This window comes from Anabaena sp. UHCC 0253 (genome assembly GCF_009712085.1).
Classification (GTDB): Bacteria; Cyanobacteriota; Cyanobacteriia; order Cyanobacteriales; family Nostocaceae; genus Dolichospermum.
Genome location: NZ_VILD01000007.1, coordinates 255319 through 276498 on the forward strand (window position 1 = coordinate 255319; position 21180 = coordinate 276498).

A 21180-nucleotide genomic window follows, 5' to 3' on the forward strand; every position below is an offset into this window, starting at 1 on the left:
TACTTACCGTCTATTTTTATGATTCTAAATTGGTCAAGACTAAAATACATTTGTTTAGGAATATTAGTCACCTTATTGACTGTATTACAGGTAGATAAAAGTATACATTTGGGACAACAGCCTGTGGTTGCTGCGGTAACGGTGGAGTCGAATCTCAATAGTTCCCCGACTGCATTAGTACAAGAAGGAAAAGAACGTTACCAATTAGGACAGTTTACAGAAGCGATCGCCCTTTGGCAACAAGCCGCACAAGTATTTGCCAAAAATAGCGATTTTCCCAACCAAGCCGCCGTATTGAGTAATTTAGCACTAGCACACCAGCAATTAGGGCAATGGCAGCAGGGAAATGAATCTATATCCCAAAGCCTAAACTTACTCAAAGGTAAAAATGGGGAAATGTTGGCACAGGCATTAAATATCCAGGGAAGTCTACAACTGGCACAGGGAGAGACTGAACAGGCACTTACTACTTGGGAACAAGCTACAAACGTTTATCAAAAATTGGGAAATCAGGTAGGAGTCAATCAGAGTTTACTCAACCAAACTCAGGCTTTGCGCGTATTAGGATTATATGCCAGAGCGCGGAAAACTTTAGAACAAATAAATCAAAATCTCAAAGATCAACCAGATTCTTTACTTAAAGTAGTTAGCTTGTTGAATTTGGGTGATACTCTGCGGGTTGTGGGGAAATTAGACACATCTGTAGAGATATTACAACAAAGTCAGGCGATCGCCCAAAAACTCAAATCACAACCTCATATTAGTTTAGCATCCTTAAGTTTAGGGAATACAGCCGCTGCTCAACAGCAACCAGAAGAGGCTATAAAATATTATCAACAGGCAATTGATACAGCTACTTCACCTAACACCAAACTGCAAGCACAACTCAATCAATTGCGTCTTTTTGCAGATACAAAAAAAGCAGCAGAATTTCAAGCCTTACTGCCCCAAATTCAACCCCAAATAGAAAATCTTCCTCCCAGTCGCACAAGTATCTATGCACGAGTTAACTTCGTTCAAAGTTTGCAAAAAGCTCAACAAAAACGACAAATAGCCGCCCCAATTTTAGCAACTGCTATCCAACAAGCAAAAAGTATAGGTGATTTGAGAGCAGAATCCTATGCCCTGGGTTATTTAGGTGAACTTTATGAACAAAATCAGCAATGGAATGAAGCCCAAAAACTTACAGAACAGGCATTAATTCTTGCCCAAAGCAGTAATGCTGCTGAAATTAGTTATTTATGGCAATGGCAATTAGGAAGAGTTTCTCAAGCCACTGGTAAACCAGAAATAGCCATAGACGCATATAACCAAGCGGTCAAAACTTTAGCTAATCTCCGTAAAGATTTAGTATCTGGTAATGCGGATATACAATATTCCTTTCAGGAAAGTATAGAACCAATTTATCGGGAATTAGTCGGCTTATTACTAGAACCGCAGAAAACCAAAAAGATTAAAAATGCAACTGACATTAATCAAAAGAATCTGCAAAAAGCCTTAGATTTAATTGAATCTTTAAAAGTAGCAGAATTGGACAATTACTTTGGAGAAGATTGCCTGATAAATCAGACAGCAAAAATTGATCAAGTAGATAAAACAGCAGCTATAATTTACCCAATTATATTACGCGATCGCTTAGAAATAATCGTTTCCCTGAGTAATCAACCCCTGCGTCACTATACAACCAACATTTCCGCAATAGAACTAGAAAAAATTATTCGGGAAATGCGATCATCCTTGAGACCAAGTTTAGGACAAAAACAACGGCAAGCGATCGCTCAAAAAGCTTACAACCTGATCATCCAACCCATAGACGCAGATTTAGCAAATAGCGGTATCAAAACCCTCGTCTTTGTCCTGGACGGTTCAATGAAAAACATCCCCATGGCCGCACTATATGACGGTAAACAATATTTAGTAGAAAAATACAGTTTAGCCCAAACACCAGGACTAAAACTCCTCGCCCCCAAACCCATACAACAAAAACAACTCAAAATCCTCATTGGTGGAATCACCGAATCTCGACAAGGCTTTTCTGCCTTACCTGGTGTAGAAGTAGAAATTCAAGGCATCAAATCAGAAATTCCCACCGAAGTGCTGTTTAATGAAACCTTTACTAGCAAAGATTTTCAGCGGCTTATGCGTGGTACGCCCTTCCCCGTTGTCCATTTAGCAACTCACGGTGAATTCAGTTCCAACGCGGACAATACCTTTATTCTCACCTGGGATAACCGCCTCAACGTCAAAGAACTAGGCGAACTACTACAAATCCGAGACGAAGATAGCAACACCCCCATAGAACTCCTCGTTCTCAGCGCCTGTCAAACCGCCACAGGAGACAAACGCGCCCCTCTTGGACTAGCTGGTGTAGCAGTCAGATCCGGCGCACGTAGCACCATTGCCAGCCTTTGGTCAGTAGACGATAACTCCACCTCCCAATTCATGATTGAATTTTACAACCAACTAGCCAATTCTCAAGTTACCAAAGCCGAAGCTATACGGAACGCCCAATTGGCAATTCTCAAACAACCCCAATTCCAAAATCCTTACTACTGGGCCCCATTTATCCTAGTTGGTAATTGGCTTTAACTCAGAAACAACTATGAAACCAACATCCCAAACAGGTGCAGCATTCATTACTACCGGAACGTTAACAGGTGCGGGTATCTCCTCCGCTGTCGGCGGAATTGGACTAGCTGGAGGCTTTGGTGGTGTGGGAATAGGTGCTGCTTCTGTAACCGTTGCGGGTGCGGTCGTTGGTGCTGCTGCTTATGGTGCTTTCACAGGAATCACGGAAGGGGATACAGCAGCTTTTGGGGCAATGGGAATAGGTGCTGTTGGTGGTGTTGGGGTTTATAATGTTGTTGGTGGAATAGGATTTATTGCGCCTAAAATTGGTTTAGCTTTTGGTATTGGTACAGTACCAATGGCAGGAATTGGTGCGGTTTTAGGACTTGCTGCTTATGGTGTGGTTAAATTATTAGATGATTCTGAATTTAAGGAAACTCCCATGCAGCTTTTTGAACGCATGGAAGCAAAAATTTTCCAAAATGATTATTATTTTGAAGCATTATTAGAGTTATCTGGTGATGATCTTAATGCCAAATTTACAGCTTTAGAAATTGAAGAAGAATTAAAACAATTAAAGGCTAAAAACAATGTTGAGCATCCAAAAAATACACCAAAAATATTAACTATAATTCCTCAAATCCAGGAAAATTGGCAATGTGTAAAAATTCTCAAGGGACACACAGCCGCTGTAAATTCTGTAGCTATTCATCCTGATAATAAAATCTTGGTTAGTGGTAGCAATGACAGACAAGTTCATTTATGGAACTTGCAAACTGGAAAGTTACTTTATACTTTTTCTGGACAAGCTGAAGCTGTTTTATCTGTCGCTGTTAGTCCCGACGGAAAAAAAGTAATTAGTGGTAGTATAGATCGGAAAATTAGTAGTTGGGAATTAGAAACAAAAAAATATAACCGCACATTCTCTTATTTAAGTTCTCCCTATAGTCATAATGGTTTTGTCAATGCACTTGTTTACAGTCCTAATGGTAATATTATTGTTAGTGCTAGTACGGATAAAACTATCAGAATTTGGGGAAGTTATACGGGAACAATTAAACGCACGTTAAATGGACATACGGATGCAGTTTTAGCTGTTGCTATTAGTCCTGATTCTACAACTCTTGTTAGTGGTAGTGCTGACAAAACTATCAGAATTTGGAATTTACAAACTGGTGAAAACTGTTATATAATTAATCAGCATTTAGCACCAGTAAATACATTAGCAATCACTCCCGATAATCAAACTCTGATTAGTGGAAGTTCAGATAGAACAATTAAATTATGGAAACTCCAGACTGGGGAATTACGTCACATTCTCAAAGGACACTCAACAGCTATTTATGCGATCGCTATTCACCCCGATGGTAAAATTATTGCTAGTAGTAGTCAAGATGGAATTATCAAACTTTGGAATATCGGAACTGGGGAATTAATAGAAACTCTTTCTGGGTTTAGTCCCCTAGCTTTTAGTTCAGATGGTAAAATGTTAATTAGTGGTGGTAAAGGTGGAACTATCAAGATTTGGCGACAAATTCACAGCAGTGATGATTTACCCTTAACTGGGGAATGGTGGGAAATTTTAGGCGTAGCAGCCAAAACTCATCCTCAAAACGTAAAAATTGCCTATCTGAGATTAGCTAGATTATATCACCCCGATATTAACAGTTCGCCTAGTGCTAAAAGTGCTATGCAAGTAGTGAATCAGGCATATCAAAAGTTTCAGCAGCAATTAAATCTACATAATTAATTAATTTGTGAAAATTTGGGGATTTTGCGACTAAAAGCTCTATTTTTGGATGGTTATTAATGTACAATATATATACCTTCATCAGTATTAATCCCCCAATTTTATTTAATTGTTTATATTGCATATTCGGAAAAAACGTTATAAATTGTTAACTTGTAGGGGAATAATAGATTTCGTCATCACAATAGCCAATTCCTGATTAAGTATATATACTATAGTTGGGTGGTTGTACACATATAAGGGTGTATATTTCTAATAATTGAAAAAGCTGCTAAATATTATGCAGTTATGCCTTTGCATTGCCGATTTTTAGTATTTTGACTGGATTGATATTTGCTATTTCAAAGTTATGATGAAAATGGCATAAAGAATAATTAAAGGTGCATCTATTCGCAACAAATCTACTATCTAAATGGAGTTAGTCTGGTAATGCAACTCAATAAATTAGAGACAAGTAACAATATAGAAAATGAGGCATGGCAAGTATTAGAGAATTCAATTCTCTACTATCAAGGTCGTCCTATTGGGACTTTAGCAGCTTATGATCCATCGGTGGAGGCTTTAAATTATGACCAATGTTTTGTGAGAGATTTTGTATCTTCAGCCCTAATTTTCTTGATTAAAGGGAGAACAGATATTGTTAAAAATTTCCTGGAAGAAACATTAAAGTTACAGCCTAAAGAAAGAGCATTAGACGCATATAAACCCGGTAGAGGTTTAATTCCAGCCAGCTTTAAAGTTGTATCTATTAACGGAGAAGAACATTTAGAAGCAGATTTTGGGGAACACGCGATCGCTAGAGTCACACCTGTTGATTCTTGTTTGTGGTGGCTGATTTTATTACGTGCTTATGTAATTGCTACCAATGATTATTCCCTAGCTTATCAACCTGAATTCCAAACGGGTATCAGATTAATCATGGAAATCTGTTTGGCTAATCGGTTTGATATGTATCCAACGCTATTAGTTCCCGATGGAGCTTGCATGATTGACCGGCGGATGGGTATATATGGCCATCCTTTAGAAATTCAAGTTCTCTTTTTTGCTGCATTGCGTGTAGCACGTGAGCTACTAATTTGTAAAGGTAATCAGGATATTGTAGAAGCGATTAATAATCGTTTACCATTGCTATGTGGACACATTCGTAAACATTATTGGATCGATCTTCCTCGTTTAAATGCAATTTATCGTTTCAAGAGTGAAGAATATGGTAAAGCGGCGGTGAATCTATTTAATATTTATGTAGATTCTTTACCTTATTATGAATTAGATAAATGGCTACCCAGAAAAGGTGGTTATTTAGCAGGTAATGTTGGTCCATCTCAGTTAGATACACGCTTCTTTTCTCTCGGAAACTTGATGGCTATTATTTCCGATCTTTCTACAGAAGCACAATCTCAAGCAATTATGACTTTGATTGAAAAAAGATGGGAAGATTTAGTGGGAGATATGCCTATGAAAATCTGTTTCCCTGCTTTAGAAAATGAAGAGTACAGAGTTGTTACAGGATGTGACCCAAAAAACATTCCTTGGTCATATCATAATGCGGGAAGTTGGCCAGTTTTAATGTGGATGTTAGCAGCAGCAGCAATCAAAACTAACAAAATAGATATGGCCAAAAAAGCACTAGAAATTGCCAAAGCTCGTTTGAGTGAAGATGAATGGCCAGAGTATTATGATGGCAAGAAAGGGAGACTAATTGGTAAACAAGCTAGAAAATATCAGACCTGGACTATTACAGGTTATTTATTAGCGAAAGAACTCATGGATCATCCTGAATTTTTACCATTAGTTAGTTTTGATAAGTTACCACAAGAAACGGTTTCTAGAGCTTGTGAGTTTGAAGTTGGTAGTATCAATATAGACCCTTATGTATCTTTTTGAAACTATCTGGGCTGAAGACATAGCAATTATTGTGACTCTTCGAGAAGTCTCTGCCGATCAAGAGTCTGCTAAAAATAGACTCGTTTCTAGTTTTTCATATCTGTTCACTATAGTTGAACTTTTCCTGATTGACAAAACTGTCTAGGGTAACAATATTTTTAGCCCCTCTGAGAAAATCCGGGGCTTTTTTGATTTTATTCCTAAATAGATTTGCCAAACAGGATATTATAATAAGAGAATGGATCACAGAAAAAACAAAAAATCAACAGTTTTTTATCCAGAAATCAGAGTATGACAGACTAAGCAATGTCATAAAAATAGAGTAATTATCCTGTCAGCAGACCAGGTTTAAAGATGCGCTCTTTTGCCCTTTACCGAGTATTTCTATGAAAAAAGAAGAAATATCAATCGTCAATATTCTAGAAACCGAAGCTTGGAAACTTCTGGAACAGTCAATTGCTTATTATCAAGGTCAGCCTTTAGGTACTATGGCTGTTTGTGATAAAACCCAAATTGTCTTAAATTTTGATCATTGCTTTGTGCGGGATTTTGTGCCATCAGCGTTACTTTTTCTAGTTAAAGGTAGATATGATATTGTTCGCAATTTTCTAGAAAAAACCTTAAAATTACAACCGAAGAAAAATCAATTTAATGCTTATACACCAAGTAAAGGTTTAATCCCTGCAAGTTTTAGAATTTTATTAACAGATGGAGAAGAATCTTTAGAAGCGGATTTTGGTGAAAAGGCGATCGCTAGAGTTACACCTGTAGATTCTTGTCTATGGTGGATTATTATCTTGCACGCTTATGTGAAAGCTACAAAAGATATAAAATTCGCCATGCAGCCTCAATTTCAGCAAGGCATTATCTTAATCATGGAACTTTGTTTAGCGACTCGGTTTGATATGAACCCAACGCTATTAGTTCCTGATGGTGCTTGTATGATTTATCGTCGTATGGGTATTTATGGCTATCCTTTAGAAATTCAATCTTTATTTTATGCGGCTTTACGGGCAGCACGTAAATTGTTGATTTGTGCAGGGAATGAAGAAATTGTTACAGCTATTGATAATCGTTTACCTTTATTAAGAGATCATATTCGTCATTATTATTGGATAGATATGAAACGTCTCAATGTTATCTATCGGTTTAAGAGTGAAGAATATGGACAAAAAGCAGTAAATCCATTTAATATTTATGCAGATTCAATTCCCTACAATGATTTATCTGTTTGGTTGCCCAAACATGGAGGTTATCTAGCAGGAAATATCGGACCATCCCAATTAGATATTCGATTCTTTTCTTTGGGAAATTTATTGTCCATTATTTGTTCTCTTACCAATGAAGTTCAGTCCCAAGCGATTATGAATTTGATTGAAGAACAATGGGATGATTTGGTGGGACAAATGCCCATGAAAATTTGTTTTCCGGCTTTAGAAAATGAAGAATATAAAATTTTTACTGGTTGCGATCCTAAAAATATCCCTTGGTCATATCATAATGGTGGTAGTTGGCCAGTTTTGTTATGGTTTTTAACTGCTGCTGCTCAAAAAACAGGAAGAACCAATATTGGTGAACGTGCTATTGAAATTGCTCAAGCAAGGCTTAGTCAAGATGAATGGCCGGAATATTATGATGGTACAAGTGGTTCATTAATTGGTAAACAAGCACGGAGATATCAAACTTGGACAATTACAGGTTTTTTATTAGCAAAAGAATTAATGCAAAATCCTGAATATTTAGAGTTAATTAGTTTTGGGGAATTTGATATTGAAAAGGATTACCGATTTTGTGATTTATAGTAGCGAATCTAGCATATTTCAGGAGTCAGGATTTAGGCATAAAATTAGCGGAATTGATGGTTCTGGTAAAGGTTACATCACAGAAAAACTGGTAAATGAGGTGAATAATCAAGGAATTCATGGGATCTCTATCAATATTATGATTTATCTTTTTGGATTGAATGTTCTTTTACCACCGCTTTACAAAGAACATTAAACCGAAATTAGGAAAACTTGCCACCAGAGTTAATTTTTCGTGATTACAATACAATTGATTTTCCAGCGCAGCGGTTTCATTTTGTTATTGATGATCCAATATCATGGGTTGGTAGTATTTATATGTATGAATGATGTTTCAGCAATTACATCTATTAACCTACCAACTATCATAGTCAGAAATATCAATACTATTTCCATGCTGAGTATCTTTAACTACAATCGAAAAACCTGTTGCTCCCATACTCACTTGTCCAAATTGATAAATATATCTTGATGTTAAAGCTTCCTCATCTATCCAGTTTGACCACTGTTTTAAACTTTCATATTCTTGACCAAAAATTTTACAGATCATTGTGGGGTTTCTTTCTCCAGTCCAAGGGTGTTCTAATGGTTCATCAGTGACAAAAGGTAAAAATGAAAATTGTATTTCTTTCGTTCTATCCATCGGTGCTTGGAAATCTAGTTTTTTGATTACTAAATCAAGAACTAAAGCTTCATCTGTTACAGAATGGTACACTTGCAAATTACATTTATTGTCTTTGACTTGAAAATAATAAATGCAAGCTCCGCTACTTCCCCCAGCACCATAATAGGGCATAATTTTTCCTTCTTCTTGTGCCATCTGCATTATCTGTTTCATAGATGAAGACACATTAAAACCTTTAAAAGAACCAGTTGCTAACTGTTCTTCAAAGACGATTTTATCTACAGAATATTCCCAATTCTTTATTTGTTGAAAAATATCTGTTGGTACTCTAAATCCAATTTCTGATGCTGATTTTTTTATTTCTATCATGGCTAGTCAAGAATATTTTTGTAAATTTTTCGTCAATTTGGAAATTCTCGCTTAATACAATAGCGTGTTAAACTTGACAAATCTTGATCAGAAATAAAATTTTACATACCCAAACTATACAAAGACTTACGCAACTGGCACATTGGCAAAGTGCGTCAGACATCAATAATCTGTTTATTTGCAGGATTTATGCAGTCTGACGCACCCTACAACAGATTTTTAGTGTGACACTTGCGTAAGTCCTAATAATGAAACTCTTGTGGTGCGGACATCTTGCTCGCTATGTTTACCTGATAACAGCAGGAATCGCTGTAAGTAACAAATTTAGTTATTTCTATTTCTCTCCAATTGTCTCTAACCATCAACCCACCTGATCAAATTCCATGAATAACCCCCGCCAAGTTGCCTTTATTGCCCTCAAAGAAGTACACAAAGGGGCTTATACTGATGTTGCTTTAGACCGAGTGCTACAAAAGTTTAAGTTACCCGATAATGACCGTCGTTTAATGACAGAATTAGTCTATGGTAGCGTCAGAAGACAACGTACCCTAGATGCTCTTATTGACCAAATTGCTACCAAAAAATCCCAGCAACAACCCAAAGACCTCCGCACGATTTTACATCTCGGTTTTTATCAACTGCGTTATCAAGAAAGAATCCCCCCTTCTGCGGCTGTAAATACTACTGTTGAATTAGCAAAAGAAAATGGTTTTCCTGGACTTACAGGTTTTGTCAATGGTTTATTACGTCAATATCTGCGTCTGGCTGAAAAGTCATCAGAACTGTTAAATTTACCAGAAAATCCGATAGAAAGATTGGGAATTTTACATAGTTTCCCTGATTGGATCATTGAGGTGTGGTTATCACAATTGGGTTTTGAGGAAACAGAAAAACTTTGTATCTGGATGAATCAAACCCCAACTATTGATTTACGGGTAAATCTTCTTCGCAGTTCGGTGGAAGAGGTAGAATCAGCTTTTGAGTCTGCTGGTATTTTAGTTAAACGTATTCCCCATTTACCCCAAGCTTTACGATTAATTGGTAATAATGGCGCAATTCAAAATTTACCTGGTTTCGGTGCAGGTTGGTGGACTGTTCAAGATAGTAGCGCCCAATTGGTTAGTCATTTACTTGACCCCCAACCCGATGATGTGGTGATTGATGTTTGTGCTGCACCGGGAGGAAAAACAACTCATATTGCTGAATTAATGGGAGATCAAGGCAAAATTTGGGCTTGTGATCAAACTGCTTCTCGGTTACGTAAATTAAAAGAAAATGCCCAACGGCTGCATTTACAATCTATTGAAATTTGTACGGGAGATAGCCGTAATTTACCGCAATTCTACCAAACGGCTGACCGTGTATTACTTGATGCTCCTTGTTCTGGTTTGGGGACTATGCACCGTCACGCTGATGCCCGTTGGCGACAGACACCAACATCTGTACAGCAACTTTCCCAACTCCAAAAAGAATTACTATCACATAATGCAACTTTTGTCAAGACTGGAGGCGTTTTAGTTTATGCAACTTGTACACTGCATCCAGTGGAGAATGAACAGGTAATTGAGGAGTTTTTAGCAGTAAATCCCCATTGGCAAATAGAGCCGCACCCTTTTGATTCATTTGATAGTGCTGTTCCTGGTTGGTTAAAAGTTTGGCCTCACCAACAGGATATGGACGGATTTTTTATGGTGCGCTTAAGAAAAACTAAGGATTCTGGGTGAATACACAAGAGTGATTGTAAGATTTTATCAAAGCCCGAATCTACCAGAGGAGACGGCAATGGTTAATCATTCTCATGTAAAAAACCTAGTAAAAATCCTGATTGGAGCGGCTTGGATTGATGGCAAAATCCAGCCAGAAGAGCGGCAATATCTGCGCGAAATAGCTCAAGCTAAAGGTTTAGCTAGTGATCCAGAGATTAAACCTTGGTTGTACGAATTAGTACCAGTAAAGCCGCATGAATGTTATGACTGGGTGCAAGAGTATTTAGGCGATCGCCCAACTCAGGAAGATTATGAGAATTTAATTGAAGCCATCAGTGGCTTAATTTATAGTGACGGTGATGTAGCTATTGAAGAAGCAAGACTTCTTTCCCGGTTGGAAGAGTTAAGTAAGTCTAGTGGAGCTAACCAAGCGGCTCACACCATACTCCTTAAACAAATCCAAAAGCTTTACCGTCGTTGGGTTGACGTACAAAATTAGTGGCAGGGGGCAGGGAGTAGGGAGCAGGGGAAATATTGATTACTTATTGCCTCTTACCTCTTGCCTCTTGCCTGTTACCTACTCCTTATCAATTTTAGGGACAATATCGGGACGCTCTTTACTTTCCCAACCGGGCGGACGCTTGGAGTTATACCAGGCGATTGAACCAATTGTGACAGCAGCGATAAAACCCACTACATAGACCAAAGTAAACGCCAAGGGAAAGTGATTTCCAGTATCTTGGACAGGGACTTGAAGCAATAAATAACTCATGAGTATATGCGCCTAATTTAGGTTACACTTCTTAACAAAGTATAAACTGAGCGAATCACCTACATCTACCCCAGGGAAAATATTTACTGTACTCAAAGATAGGTTTAATTATTCTGGGGAAGAATTTGGTTTGAGTCTTTCCCTCCAGGATGGTTGTGATGAAGATCCACCAGAATTATTATTGACTGAAGAAGAAGAATTTGCAGGACGTGATTTTTGGCTGCTGCTTTGTCGTCGTGAACGAGATGATTGAGGCGTAGAGTTGCGATTAGATTCTCCAGAACTGTTGCGTAAGCGTCGTCTCTGTCTTGATGTTGATGTGCTTACTGATGAGTTTTCTTGATTGTAGCGTCGTCTTCGTCGGCTGGATGAGGATGAATTGTTGGTATTATCTTCGTCTGTTGTTTGATTTTGATCACGAATAACGCGATTAATCAGTTTTTTGGGTTTAATAGGCTTGGCTTTAATGCTACCTTTGCGATTTTTTAATTTAGGCTGGGGCGGAAATTTTTCTACAGGCATTCCCTCTACTGCTTTTTTCATAAATTCATGCCAGGCATAAGCGGCACTACCACTGTTACCATAGGTAGGACTGTTATTATCATTTCCTAACCATACTCCGGTGACTACTTGGGGAATATAACCAATAAACCATAAATCACGGGATTCATCGGAAGTACCTGTTTTTCCCGCTACTTGTCTATTATTTAATTGAGCCGCACCGCCTGTTCCATTTGTGACTACATTCCGTAACATCCAAGTCATAATGGCGGTACTATCAGCATCTAGAACTTGCTTAGGTTCATATTTAGCTGACCAAAGTATATCTCCTTCCCGGTTAATGATACGGCGAATACCATGCACTTCTGTATGATTTCCTTGTGTAGCGAATGTTCCGTAAGCACTGGTTAATTCTAGGAGATTGACTTCATTAGAACCAAGAGCTAAAGAGTAAGTAGGTTTAAGAGGTGACTTAATTCCCATATCCTGGGCAAGTTTAATAGTGGGTTCAAAACCTACATCTATTAATACTTTCACGGCAATTGTATTTACAGAATTGGTGAGAGCATCTTTGAGATTTAACCAACCAGAGAATTTCTTATTAGCGTTTTTTGGCTCATAACCATCTACTAGTAAAGGTGCATCTAGATAGCTATCATAGGGATTTTTACCTGTAGCGATCGCTGTAGCATAGACGAAACCTTTAAAGGTTGATCCTGGTTGACGCTGGGCTTGAGTTACCCGATTAAACTGGTTTTTCCCAAAGTCTTTACCGCCTACCATGGCTTGAATTTCCCCATTACGAGGATTTATGGCCACTAAAGCTGCTTCTTTAAAGTTTTGCCAACGGCCTCGATTTTTTAAGGTTTTTGCGATAGCGGCTTCTGCGGCTTTTTGCCAAGTTGGATTTAAGGTAGTTTCTACTACTAAACCGCCATTAGCTAAAACATCAGCGGAAACGTGCTTTGGTAATTCCTGTTGAACGTAGGTAGTAAAGTAGGGAAACTCTACTTGCAACCGTTTGGGTAAACTGGTATTAACGACCAATGCTTCTTGAGTAGCGGCTTGTTTTTGGGCTGGTGTAATGAATTCATCTTCTAGCATCCGCTGTAGTACCAGATTTCGTCTTTCTGTAGCTACTTTGGGATTTTTATCTGGACCGTAGACGTTAGGGGCAGGCGCTAAACCAGCCAGAGTGGCCATTTCTGATAACGTCAGTTTATCTACGGGTTTACTAAAATAAACCCAAGCTGCATCGCCGACACCGTAAGCACCAGAGCCTAAATAAACGAGATTTAGATAACGTTCCAGAATCTGATCTTTCGTCAATTCCTGCTCTATTTTCTGAGCTAATCTCACTTCTCTGAGTTTACGGGATAGGGTTTTTTCTTGTTTGAGGAAAAGAATTCGTGCTACTTGCTGGGTGATGGTACTACCACCTTCTACCAGGTTTTGCGATCGCAGGTTATTAATAAATGCCCTAGCAATTCCCAGGGTATCCACGCCATTGTGTTGATGAAATCTTCTGTCTTCGGAAGCAATAAAAGCTTTCTTTAAGTTATCTGGGATTTGTTCTATTTTCAGAACTTCTCTAGTTGCTTCACCTTGCTGTTGTAAAACTGTCCCATCACCAGCCTTAATTGTCAGTGTTTGCTCTCGCGCTACAGCTTTGAGTGCTGAGTCGTCTGGTAAATTCCTATCTATTTCTAAGACAGCATAATGGAAAGCAATGATCCCACCACCTACACTTAAACCTGCCCACAACCAAAAACGACGATAAAAAGGTTTATCGCTGCTGGCAATTTTGCCCAAGATTCCTGATGATAAGTTTGTCATCCGGTTTAGTAACTGCTTCGCCTTCACCTGCATTCTCGGTAATAAGTTTTCATGTGCGGACTCCTCATTTTGTTGACGATTACCACTTGGCAATAGCAGTTGCTCCTGATTTATTTGCGGGCAATATCTTGGTGTTCACATAATACATCATAAACAATTAACTTAATTCAGTGCTAGAATATGTTTTGTGAAAAATCTGAGACTGAATATTAATTTTGATTAATAAAAATGCAATTTTTGCATAATGCTGCGGAACAGTAAAAACTTGGAAACTAGCGCCAAAAAATGAAGATAAATCCAGAAGCAGTGAGCAAGAAGCAGAATGTCTGGATAAAATTATGTTGAAAACTGCCAGTCAGGTGACGATCCCCACAGCGATCGCCGCGATCGCTCTTGGTAGTAATATCGGTAATTCCCAGGCTATTTTAGAAGCATCTTTAGCAGCTTTAGCCCAAACATCAGGTATTACTATAAAAGCCAAATCTCGTTGGTATCGCACCAAAGCCGTAGGTCCAACTCAACCAGATTACCTCAATGGTTGTGCAGTATTATGTGTGCAAATGTCAGCAATAGCTTTATTAGAAAATTTACTCGCTATTGAACAACAATTTGGGCGTGTGCGTCAGGAACGCTGGGGGCCACGCACCCTAGATTTAGATTTGTTATTGTATGATGACTTAATTTTGAATCAGCCAAATCTCCAAATTCCCCATCCTCAAATGGCCCAAAGAGCTTTTGTCTTAGTTCCCCTAGTAGAAATTGCTCCAGATTGGATAGATCCCCTATCTCAAAGGGCAATTCAAGATTTAGTTCAAGATGTAGACACTTGTGATGTACATTTATTGTAGTGGGTAAAAAAATTAGCATTTTTACAACCCAAAAAGCACTGATTACAAAAAAAAACCCCGTATACATTCTCTGTATTTACAGATCCTAGAATTTTACTATGCCATTAGGTAGAGAATTACCACAGTTGCTGAAGCAACGCTTGTTTTATAAAGGACGCAAATTTAATTTTGAAGTTAATCGCTTGCGTTTACCCAACAAATCTGAAGGAGAATGGGAATGTATTCGCCATCCTGGTGGCGCTTTAGCCATACCCATGACCGCAGATGGAAAGCTCGTACTTGTGCGTCAATATCGGTTTGCAGTACAGGGTAGATTACTAGAATTTCCAGCCGGAACAGTAGAACCCAATGAAGATGTTTTAGAGACAATCAAACGGGAAATTCAGGAAGAAACCGGTTATCATGCTCGTCAATGGGATAAACTAGGTGAGTTTTTCCTTGCTCCTGGTTATTCTGATGAAATTATCTATGCTTTTATTGCTAGAGATTTAGAAAAGCTGGAAACACCACCAGCAAAAGATGAAGATGAAGATATCGAAATAGTATTACTCACTCCTGAAGAATTAGAAAAAGCAATTTTGGTAGGAGAACCTGTAGATGCTAAATCTATTGCTAGTTTTTTCCTGTTGCGTTCATTTTTAGAAGGTTAATAGGGGCGAAGCATTCGGAGGATAAATTATCGGTTTTTTCCCACGTAGGGGCGAAGCATTCGGGCGACAAATTATCGGTTTCTTCCCATGTTTATTTTCCGAATGCTTCGCCCTTACACCAAATGCTGATGCTTGTTGAAAAAATCAGGGATTGATTTTCTGGGTTTTTTATGTTCACTTACTGAATCTTGGATAACTGGTAACATAGTCTCGGATACTATAATCTGTATATTGAGCCAAGATTTTTTTTGTTGAGGCAAATTCTCGTAATTGTCCAATATGATTTTCATTGTATTGAAATAATGCTGTAAAATCCGCCAGCCGAGAGACTTGTTGCATATTGTGAGAGATGAATATAATTGTCAGTTCCGAACGCAAACATTCAATTAATTCTTCAATTTTCATGATGGCTATAGGATCAAGTCCAGCACAAAGTTCATCCATGAGAATAACTTGGGGTTTGACCGCTAATGCGCGAGCAATACACAAACGTTGTTGTTCTCCGTAACCAAGTTCTAAAGCCGATTTATGGAGCTTATTTTTGACTTCTTCCCAAATATCAGCAGCTTTGAGAGCTAACTCTACAACTTCATCTAATTCTGGTTTTGGTCGCCATCCAATCAATTTTACCCCGTAAGCAACGTTATCATAAATGCTCAGGGGAAAAAGATGAGGTTTGGAATAGATGGTACTAATTTGGCGACGGAGACGATTCAGATTAATTCGTCGTTCATAAATATTTTGCCCAAAAAATTCGATTTTTCCTTCAATTTGGATTTCTCCTTCTAAATCGCTCATTCGATTGAGAGACTTTAAAAATGTAGATTTGCCACAACCACTTGGTCCAATAATGGCAATTATTTTATTTTGGGGAATGTCCATAGACACATTGTCAAGAACTTTCTGCTGGTTATAGTAAAAACCAAAGTTTTTTACACTAATGGCAGGAATTATTTTAATCATATTCATAAAAAAGGAGTCAGGAGTGAGTAGAGATGTTCTAGTGGAATATCTGTAATATTTGCTTATAATCTAAATTATGTCTTCTATTAATCTACAATGCTGCGTTTAATTAATTTAATAAGGGAAGTACCATGTTACAGCGTTTAATTTTAATCATTGCTACTATTAGTATCTGGCATTTGTGTATTTCTGGCACACTAGCAAAGGAGAAAAAGTTTGAAGATTTAGATAAGTTTCCTCCGAGTCCTCTAGAAATAACTACACCAGATCCGCTATTACCAAATAAGCGCGAATTAACATCAATAGAATTACAAAAATTGAAGACGGATTTAGATGAGTTAAATCAAGAGGCGCTGATAACAATACAAGGAGAAGATCGAAAAAAAGCCTTTGAGATTTGGAATCGTGAACTCCGATTGCGACGGGTTTTAGGTACATTGGCCGAAGTGGAAGCGTTATCACGGGTAGGAGAAATTGCATGGAACGAGAATGAACGCGAACAGGTGCAATATATTAGCCAGCGATTGCAAGTAATTCAAAGCCAGATGGAGAAACAAAAAAGTACCGATTTAGAATTATGGCGATCGCTTGGTAATGCGTATCAAAAAATGCGTCTTCCTAAATTAGGGCTATCTGTTTATGAACAAGTTTTGATCTTAGTACAACAGCAACAAGATGTAGTTGGAGAAATCGAGACTTTAAAAACTATTGGGGAATTAAATTTAAGTTGGTTTAATTATCCCCAAGCTGCTAATGTTTACCAAAAACTGTTGAATTTGGCAATTAATCGAGGGGATAAAATTAATGAATTAGCATATTTACAACAGTTAGCTTATATCTATACCCAAGGTAAACAACCACAAGCAGCTATAGATATCTTTAGCAAATTAGTAGAAATTTACACTAGTGAGCAAAATCTGAGTCAAATTCCGGCTTTAAAATTAGCGATCGCTGCAAATTATGAATCCCTAGCTAAAGAAAATCCCAATTTAAAACAACAGGCTTTCAACAATTATCAAGAAGCTTATACTAGCGCCTGGCAATTAGAACAATACGCTAGGGCTGGAGAAGCGTTACAAAAATTAATTGCTTTTTACCGTTCACAAAAACAAATAGATGCAGCTTTAGAAACTAGCCAAATTCTCATTGAAACAGAAACATTAGCCAGAAATTTTTACGGATTAATGTCAGCCTATGATCAAATTGGTAACTTATATTTAGAAAACCGAGAATATGCAAAAGCATTAACAGCATTTCAGCAGGGATTAGAAATTGCCCAACAACTTAAACATCAAGAAGCATACTTTACCCAACAAATTGAAAAGCTAAAAACTGAGGAGAAAATGTAGTTGAGAACAGCCTAAAGAAAAAAGTCCGCGTTAGCGGACTTTGGACATTGGATAAGGTTAAGTTGTCACCAAGAGAGCCTACAAGATGTTAGACCTACTTGTATTTTTGCTAATTAATTGCAGATTATCAAGTCTTGGGACATAAAAGTTAGGACATAATTCCTGTATTTATGTCTGTAAATTAGAGGATTTATCTATCTTTAGGAGTAGTTCAATATATATAAAATATTGCTACTGTGTCTACAATATGCAGGAATTTCGGACATAATTAAAACTATTTTGTCTGAGATATTTTCAATTGATATACTCTATTGTTTAGAGGTTTATATCTTCAGCCGTTCATGCTGTATATTTCAGTGCTTTATATATATCGTATTAATACCTTCCTATCGTTTAGCAGTGATGATATACAGCAAATACTGATTCATATTTTTATATTTTTGGGTATTGCTAATTCATGAATTACGGCTATTTTTGTGGCATTTTGCATAAAGGAAAGTGAAAAATTAATGGAGATTTGTTTATTCAAAACATCACTAAGTTATAAATCATACAAATCCTTAAACCAATTAATAAACCCTTGCACCTTGGGAGTTTGCGGAGTCAATATATTATATTTGATAGCTTGATGTATTTGTCTACCTGGTTCATCTTGCCATGCTAACCAGGTGTAAATTTCTGCTTTATCAATATAAGATTCTTTGAATGTTGCACCTTTATTTTTTGCTTCTCTGACTACTTCCTGTGCATATTCCCAAAGATATTCTCCCTGTTCAGGAATCATATAACCTAAAAATGTTTCTAACATCCCTTCGATGATATTATCTGGCATAATCCAAACACCAATTTTCTGATCATCTTGTGTATTAATAATTAATCCTGTTTCTGGTATTTGTTCAGGAAGATGAGAAATACTTTCTATTTGTAAACAAGCATTTCTGATACTTTGCCAACGTAAAGACGCATTATCATCTGCATCTACCATTAAACCTAAATGTGTACATCTTCCAGTTTGTAATTCTGTATATATCAGGTCATAAGTAATATTTTCATAACCTCCACATTCTTGAATTAATATAATTGCTTCCTCTTTTTTCTCTCCCCAATTAATTCCATTTTTTTCAATTAATTGTGGTATGACTCGTAAATCATCTTGACCTTCAACTAAAAGCCTTTTGGGGTGATAATGTTTTGCCATTGCTAACGTACCTCTAATTCTCTTTCAGCAGCAATAATAATTTGTGCTTCATTAAACAGTATACTTTTTGATTTACCTTTTTCAATTCTATGAATCCTAATACCATCATCTCTTACATTTTCTTGTTCTGCAATCTCAGCCAAACTTTTCCAACAATCACTACTATGCGTAGTTGCAAAAACTTGTACATTTAGTCTTTTAGCTGTATCCCAAACCATTTTCCACATACCCGACATTGCAGTAAAATGGAGTCCAGTATCTATTTCATCTACAAATAAATAACCATTTTTAACTGATACTATAGCTAATGCGAGTCCTAAAATTCGCCAAATTCCATCTCCCATACTGCCAATAGGTACACGCTGATTAGTATCTCCAAGAAGTACAACAAAACCACTTCGTGAATATGGTGAATATCTTGATCTTTGAGGATTAACCGCAGCAATACGTTGAATTTTTGAATCTATTTTATTGAGTGTCTGTTCAATAATTTTTTCATCAGGTGTTAGTACCACTTGATTAAATAACTCTATCATTTGATCAGTTTTCAAAGATGATGATGTAATAAATAGTGTTTTTCGTATTGGGTTTTTACCATCTTTTATACGAGATTTACGTATAGAAAATGCGGGAAGTCCACCATTTGATGATAAAGGTAATATTATTAAAGGTTCATCTTCTAATTCAGGAATCCAAGAAACTCTAAATTGAAGTTCTTTCAGTTCATCTGGTATTTTTTCATCACTAAGAGGTAATTCTATGGATAAACTCAGTTTATTTTGGTTATCATCCATGATAGATAATTGACTTCCTGGTTCAATTTCGTGACCATAAAACAAGTGACGAATATCAATTTCTCCATCTCTTCCGATTTGACCCTCTCTCCTCAGTTCATCATCATAGAAATATTCACTGCGGTTATTCATTGTTTCACGTAGTATTTCTAAATTACACCGTGAACAGAAAAGTTGAATAGCTTCTAGTATTGATGTTTTACCGCTATTATTTTCACCAACTAGTAAGTTAATTCTACCTAGTTGTTGAAGTTCAAAAGACTTGAAACCTCGAAAATTCTCTATTTTTACACTTTTCAACATAATTTTTAAGATGAAGACAAAAGAGAAATAATGAGAGTAAGATTATTATAACACTCAGATCCCCGACTTCTCAAAGAAGTCGGGGATACAAGGGGATAAATTAGTCTATAGCATCAGCATTAATATCTATATAATCTTCTATTGCTTGTTCCAATAGTTTAGTTTCAACAGTAGAAAAGTTAGGAGATGGTAAAAATAAACTAACCAAAGGCTGAAGAACTGGATATTTTGCAACTCCCATGAGAAAACCGATTGCAAATTGAGGAATATGATTTCTTACAAAATTTGTAAATTCTATAAAAATACCAGAAATTTGTTCCCACCAGGTGGGATCTCTTCTAGCAATTTCATTTTGAATATTCTCCAGTTCCGTTGTAATCTCATCGCGCTTGAGGTTTAGAAAATCAATACCATCACGAGTTAAAATACCATGTCTATTCCATGTCATTGTCAGATGGTCAACATTATCCAGTATTTTCACAATTTTTCCATCATCATTTAATTCATTAAATAAAGTCTCCTTAGAATATACATGGTTTTTAAATATCCAAAAACCTTTTTGTTCATAAATCATCCATCTTATCCGTTTTATTTCTCTATCTATCTTTTTGAATGCTCCTCTAAGAAGAGTTTTTTGCTCAAATGAATATTTTTGATATTCATTGATTTTTTGTATTATCATCATGATTAGAGTTCTCCTGTAAGTTTTTTAATACTTAGGTTGTATCATACTAAATGTAGTAATTTATATGGATTTAATTAAATTTAACACACAACCTCTGTATTAGTGCTGTTTCTCTAAACAGAATAAATCACTAATCACGCTATGATAGTAAACAATGAAGGTTAAAGAAGTTCTCAAAATCCTAGAAGATGATGGTTGGTATATAGATCGCATTAGAGGTAGTCACCGTATCCTCAAAAATGAAAATAAATCAGGTATCGTAGTTGTACCTGGAAAACCAAGTGATGATATTCCCATAGGTACACTTTCATCAATTTGGAAGCAAGCAAAATTAGGAGAAATATAATGATTGAGTACACAGTAATTTATGAACGTGGTGAAACAAACTGGGGTGCTTATGTTCCTGACTTACCCGGTTGTGTCAGCATTGGGGATACTTTAGCAGAAGTACAGGAAAATATTAAAGAAGCTATAGAATTGTATTTGGAAGTGTTAAAAGAAGATGGAAAACCTATACCTAAACCTTCTACAGAAGTTGGTAAAGTTGCAGTGACAATATAAACTCAAATCCCCGACT

The 21180-nt window shown here is 36.9% G+C and carries 19 protein-coding genes; 12 read left to right on the top strand and 7 right to left on the bottom strand.

Annotated elements, in window-relative coordinates:
• The 5 genes from FJR38_RS19510 to FJR38_RS19530 all read left to right on the top strand — a co-directional run.
• Positions 1 to 2589: CHAT domain-containing protein (locus FJR38_RS19510; protein ID WP_371418247.1), on the top strand; the 2589-nt coding region annotated here is incomplete at its 5' end.
• 13 nt (positions 2590 to 2602) lie between these two features.
• Complete coding sequence (locus FJR38_RS19515) at positions 2603 to 4318, top strand: DnaJ domain-containing protein (protein WP_168490789.1); 1716 nt, start codon at positions 2603 to 2605, stop codon at positions 4316 to 4318.
• Positions 4319 to 4747: 429 nt separating this feature from the next.
• Positions 4748 to 6202 (top strand): glycoside hydrolase 100 family protein, encoded by a 1455-nt coding sequence (locus FJR38_RS19520; protein WP_168490786.1) that lies wholly within the window; start codon positions 4748 to 4750, stop codon positions 6200 to 6202.
• A gap of 386 nt (positions 6203 to 6588) precedes the next feature.
• Complete coding sequence (locus FJR38_RS19525; RefSeq protein WP_168490784.1) at positions 6589 to 8004, top strand: glycoside hydrolase 100 family protein; 1416 nt, start codon at positions 6589 to 6591, stop codon at positions 8002 to 8004.
• Entirely contained in the window at positions 7994 to 8200 is a 207-nt protein-coding gene (locus FJR38_RS19530) for a hypothetical protein (protein WP_168490783.1), read from the top strand. The genes FJR38_RS19525 and FJR38_RS19530 overlap by 11 nt, the downstream gene beginning before the upstream one ends.
• A gap of 159 nt (positions 8201 to 8359) precedes the next feature.
• Here the strand turns inward: FJR38_RS19530 and FJR38_RS19535 are convergent, their stop codons facing one another.
• On the bottom strand, positions 8360 to 8998 hold the full coding sequence (locus FJR38_RS19535; RefSeq protein WP_168490782.1) for a hypothetical protein: 639 nt from the start codon (positions 8996 to 8998) through the stop codon (positions 8360 to 8362).
• Between the two features lie 383 nt (positions 8999 to 9381).
• On the opposite strand from FJR38_RS19535, the gene FJR38_RS19540 reads away from it, so the two are divergent.
• Together FJR38_RS19540 and FJR38_RS19545 are read left to right on the top strand one after the other, a co-directional pair.
• Complete coding sequence (locus tag FJR38_RS19540; RefSeq protein ID WP_168490781.1) at positions 9382 to 10722, top strand: 16S rRNA (cytosine(967)-C(5))-methyltransferase; 1341 nt, start codon at positions 9382 to 9384, stop codon at positions 10720 to 10722.
• 58 nt (positions 10723 to 10780) lie between these two features.
• Positions 10781 to 11203, top strand: a complete 423-nt coding sequence (locus tag FJR38_RS19545) for a TerB family tellurite resistance protein (RefSeq protein WP_168490780.1) — start codon at positions 10781 to 10783, stop codon at positions 11201 to 11203.
• A 78-nt stretch (positions 11204 to 11281) separates the two neighbouring features.
• On the opposite strand, the gene psb35 is transcribed toward FJR38_RS19545, so the two are convergent.
• Entirely contained in the window at positions 11282 to 11476 is a 195-nt protein-coding gene (gene psb35, locus FJR38_RS19550) for a photosystem II assembly protein Psb35 (protein WP_168490778.1), read from the bottom strand.
• Positions 11477 to 11584: 108 nt separating this feature from the next.
• Entirely contained in the window at positions 11585 to 13846 is a 2262-nt protein-coding gene (locus tag FJR38_RS19555; RefSeq protein ID WP_168538987.1) for a transglycosylase domain-containing protein, read from the bottom strand.
• Between the two features lie 305 nt (positions 13847 to 14151).
• Here FJR38_RS19555 and folK point away from each other — a divergent pair, with 305 nt between their 5' ends.
• On the top strand, positions 14152 to 14661 hold the full coding sequence (gene folK, locus FJR38_RS19560; RefSeq protein ID WP_168490776.1) for a 2-amino-4-hydroxy-6-hydroxymethyldihydropteridine diphosphokinase: 510 nt from the start codon (positions 14152 to 14154) through the stop codon (positions 14659 to 14661).
• Between the two features lie 98 nt (positions 14662 to 14759).
• Positions 14760 to 15311 carry an NUDIX hydrolase gene (locus FJR38_RS19565; RefSeq protein WP_168490774.1) on the top strand — a complete coding sequence of 184 codons (552 nt, stop codon included), beginning with the start codon at positions 14760 to 14762 and terminating at the stop codon, positions 15309 to 15311.
• Between the two features lie 174 nt (positions 15312 to 15485).
• Here FJR38_RS19565 and FJR38_RS19570 read toward each other — a convergent pair whose 3' ends face one another.
• Complete coding sequence (locus FJR38_RS19570; protein WP_168491143.1) at positions 15486 to 16274, bottom strand: phosphate ABC transporter ATP-binding protein; 789 nt, start codon at positions 16272 to 16274, stop codon at positions 15486 to 15488.
• Positions 16275 to 16405: 131 nt separating this feature from the next.
• Between FJR38_RS19570 and FJR38_RS19575 the strand changes: the two genes are divergently transcribed.
• Positions 16406 to 17623, top strand: a complete 1218-nt coding sequence (locus FJR38_RS19575; RefSeq protein ID WP_168538871.1) for a lipopolysaccharide assembly protein LapB — start codon at positions 16406 to 16408, stop codon at positions 17621 to 17623.
• Positions 17624 to 18164: 541 nt separating this feature from the next.
• Here the strand turns inward: FJR38_RS19575 and FJR38_RS19580 are convergent.
• The 3 genes from FJR38_RS19580 to FJR38_RS19590 all read right to left on the bottom strand — a co-directional run bounded on the left by FJR38_RS19580 (position 18165) and on the right by FJR38_RS19590 (position 20603).
• Positions 18165 to 18821, bottom strand: a complete 657-nt coding sequence (locus tag FJR38_RS19580) for a DUF3226 domain-containing protein (protein WP_168538873.1) — start codon at positions 18819 to 18821, stop codon at positions 18165 to 18167.
• A gap of 2 nt (positions 18822 to 18823) precedes the next feature.
• Positions 18824 to 19918, bottom strand: a complete 1095-nt coding sequence (locus FJR38_RS19585) for an ATP/GTP-binding protein (protein ID WP_168538875.1) — start codon at positions 19916 to 19918, stop codon at positions 18824 to 18826.
• A 100-nt stretch (positions 19919 to 20018) separates the two neighbouring features.
• Entirely contained in the window at positions 20019 to 20603 is a 585-nt protein-coding gene (locus tag FJR38_RS19590) for a hypothetical protein (RefSeq protein ID WP_168538877.1), read from the bottom strand.
• Between the two features lie 154 nt (positions 20604 to 20757).
• Between FJR38_RS19590 and FJR38_RS19595 the strand changes: the two genes are divergently transcribed.
• Together FJR38_RS19595 and FJR38_RS19600 are read left to right on the top strand one after the other, a co-directional pair.
• Positions 20758 to 20949: a type II toxin-antitoxin system HicA family toxin gene (locus FJR38_RS19595; RefSeq protein WP_168538879.1), complete on the top strand. Its 192-nt coding sequence runs from the start codon at positions 20758 to 20760 to the stop codon at positions 20947 to 20949.
• A complete protein-coding gene (locus tag FJR38_RS19600; protein ID WP_168538881.1) occupies positions 20949 to 21164 on the top strand; it encodes a type II toxin-antitoxin system HicB family antitoxin in 216 nt (71 codons plus the stop codon). The genes FJR38_RS19595 and FJR38_RS19600 overlap by 1 nt, the downstream gene beginning before the upstream one ends.
• Positions 21165 to 21180 lie beyond the last annotated feature (16 nt).